Source organism: Paenibacillus koleovorans NBRC 103111, from assembly GCF_004000845.1.
Taxonomy (GTDB): Bacteria; Bacillota; Bacilli; order Paenibacillales; family NBRC-103111; genus Paenibacillus_AA; species Paenibacillus_AA koleovorans.
In genome coordinates, this window is record NZ_BIMA01000221.1 from 1 (window position 1) to 2,955 (window position 2,955).

General features: G+C 50.7%; 3 protein-coding genes. All 3 read right to left on the minus strand.

From position 1 onward, the window contains the following. Positions 1 to 56 precede the first annotated feature (56 nt). Entirely contained in the window at positions 57 to 2,111 is a 2,055-nt protein-coding gene (locus tag PKO02S_RS31740) for a recombinase family protein (protein WP_127589258.1), read from the minus strand. A gap of 147 nt (positions 2,112 to 2,258) precedes the next feature. Next, on the minus strand, positions 2,259 to 2,609 hold the full coding sequence (locus tag PKO02S_RS31745; protein WP_218033989.1) for a DUF6788 family protein: 351 nt from the start codon (positions 2,607 to 2,609) through the stop codon (positions 2,259 to 2,261). Further along, positions 2,599 to 2,955, minus strand: a 357-nt coding sequence (locus tag PKO02S_RS32715) for a DUF5372 family protein (RefSeq protein ID WP_164821822.1), incomplete at its 5' end; no start/stop codon positions are given. The genes PKO02S_RS32715 and PKO02S_RS31745, both read right to left, overlap by 11 nt.

The following is a 2,955-nucleotide window of genomic DNA, read 5'->3' on the forward strand; positions in this document are numbered from 1 at the left end:
ACGGTGAATTCATACTGCACGCCTCCCAATTTGGTTTTGGACTTTAGTGCAAAGCTTTACTTATCCGCGTTTTTCCAATTCTGTATATGCCCCGATTCCAGCATGCGCTTTCTCAATTCAGCCTCTTTACTTTCATCAAGGTGGATATCCCAAGCATAACCCGGACCTCTCTTCTGGCCGCGCAACATGCCATGTTCGAGCCAGTAGTAGACGACATGCGTCGTTACACCAATCCGATCGGCGACATCCTTTACCGTTAACCCTTCCCGCGGCAGAGAAAACGCAGGGATCTTATGTATGTAGCGTATCCACTTGATGGAGGCTACGGTGAAACACCGACCTTCAGGCGTATGTAGTCCGCTTTCGTTCAAAAGAGAGGTAATTTGTATGTCAGTCATTGTAGCGGCTAACATACGAACTCGGTCCGAGATTTCTTGCGAGTGCTTCCGAGCCATCCCTTGCGGAAGAGACTTTTTGGTATGAACTTCTTCACAGCAACGGCTTTTCCACTGTAGTCCCAACCGGACATTTGGATTCCTGGCTTCAGCGAATACGGTAATGTCTTCGATGAGCAATCGGAGAATTCTCTTTCGTTCCTTTATGGATGAAGATGGAGCGTTCCATACTCGAGGCAGTGTGTTCGCTAAGTCCAGAATTTCTGCTCTGTCTTGCTCTGTTGGTCTCCAGCTCAATCGGGAACGGTAGTGGGCGTACTCATCTTCAACCCGCGACAATTCCGCTAATTTTTCGTTCCACCTCACTTCAAGGCTCCTGGCGACCAGGCGGTTTTCCGGTTCTACCTGCTGGTATTGCCGCTCTGCTCGGTCTGCTTCGTACTTTGCACGTTCAATATGGAGTTTCCAGCCTTTGTCGGTATCGTCTTCTGCATTCACCAGCCTGTCCATGACTTGAAGGGCGAGCTCCAACTGAGCTGGCTGCATGACATCGAGAAGTCGGTTGACAATCGCCTGATCCACGCTAGATGCAGGTACTGTCGTGCAAGTGGCACGTTTTCCGTGCTCCCACCTGCCCTTGCATTCGTAAACGGGCGAGATGCCGCCATTACCGGTGTACCTTACGCTCATACGCCGTCCGCACTTACCGCAGATCACGAGGCCTTGCAATAGAGCCGCACCTTCTCGTGCAGGTCCGCTGCGCTCTATATTTGTCCGATTGCTTTGGAGGTTCATTAAATTGCTCTCGTACTCCTCCCAAGAAATATATCCCGGATGGTGATCGTGAATAAGGACTTCCCACTGGTCTTTCGGCAGCCTTACAATGTGATGGATAAAGTGGCCTTGTTCATCAACCCGCTTTTGATCGCGGTAGCGTCCGTAAACATAAGCGCCGGCATAAGCGGGATTGTACAAGATGCCGAGAACCCGTCCGTGGTTCAAGGTTCCCCAAATGAGCTTGCCTGCCCAGGCTCCGCCGTAGGCCCGCTTGGGAAAACGCAAGCCGTTCTGCGCAAAAAATTGGACTACCCCATAGGCGCTTCCACTGGTCTGGAAGGCGTGAAAAACGTTCCGTACAGCAATCCGAACCTCTTCGTCGGGATCCATGACGGTTAGGCCATCTGCATCATAGCAGTAGCCAACAGGTAAGGGAAAGCGAAGCTCGCCTTTTCGAGCTTTATTCTTTTTGCCACCGAGCATGCGAGCCCGAAGGAAATGAAGCTCCGCTTCGCTCATCGTACCTTTGAAGCCCAGGATGAGTCGGTCGTTAAAGTCGCATAAGTCGTAGATCCCATCCTCATCCACTACTATGGTGTTGAACAAAGCACATAGTTCCAGGAGGCGAAGAAGATCGGCTGAGGAGCGAGCCAATCGAGAAATTTCGAGGCCAAAGATCGCGCCAACCTGCCCCAAAGAGACTTGGGCGACCAAGTTCCGGAATCCTTGGCGCTCGGAGCGGCCGGAGCCCGAAATTCCCAGGTCCTCGTCGATGATTTGAACCTGTTCCTTGTCCCACCCGAGGTTCAAGGCTTTCTGCTGAAGAGCATACTGACGTTCCGTGCTCTCCTTGTGGTAACGGACTTGAGCAAGTGTCGACTGCCGGATGTACACAATGGCTGTCCGGTTCAGGTGCTCCGGTCGAACTTTCGTGTTCATGGCTTTGTTCCTCCTTATGGATCGCGGTCAGGCAGGAACGAACTAAACCTGCAAAGATCGTAACCAGTTCATCCACCTTGAGTGGATCGTTCCCGACTAACTCGGCTAGTACAGAACTAGACATAGCGAGCCCTCCATAAGTACCGGCTAACTCTTCTCTCGGCGTCGAAGAAGCTCCAAATTCAGTTCTGTTAATTCCGAGAGAAGGTCTTGGATACCATCATAGTTTTCCAAGCCCTTGCGAACCCAAGCTTCCCATGCTGCCGGGACATAATCCATGTAGGTACGCCCACGATAAAAGGAGGAGAGATACAAACTCTTATGGCCCGTCCCTGTCGCACAGTGACAATTCGGTTTACCGCATTTAATATGGCGAGTGATGAGAGAACCGCGAATGATGTGATCCAAAGGAGGGAGTGACTGAAGAATGTGGGATTTGCGCTCTTGAAGTTGTGGAGTAGGAATGGCTTTAAGTCTAGTCTTATCATTATCGTCCATAATAAGATATTACCTCCTTCCGTTTTGGGTTGTCAACAGGGTTCGCTGCTTGTTTCGGTAAATCCTCTAGTGTTCGAAGGAACCGGGATAAATCTTTGAGAGTCAGGATGTCGAAGGGGAGTGATTGCGAAGCTAGAACGGATTCAGGCTGCTGGTTAATCCATGTTTCGGGGACACAAATGACGCCGGAACTCGTCTGAAGCGAATACCGACGTAACCCATTGACTTCTTTTACGCTGAGCAGAGGAAAGCTATGTCCTTGAAGGGGATGGAATGGATGGCTGATCGTGATTATTCCTAAATGCGAGTTGAGTAATTGTGCATTTCGCTTTGACCGTGCCGACCG

Excerpts from the sequence above, each read along its gene's own strand:
- PKO02S_RS31740 (WP_127589258.1), bottom strand. The coding sequence starts at position 2,111 with ATGAACACGAAAGTTCGACCGGAGCACCTGAACCGGACAGCCATTGTG.
- PKO02S_RS31745 (WP_218033989.1), bottom strand. The coding sequence starts at position 2,609 with ATGGACGATAATGATAAGACTAGACTTAAAGCCATTCCTACTCCACAA.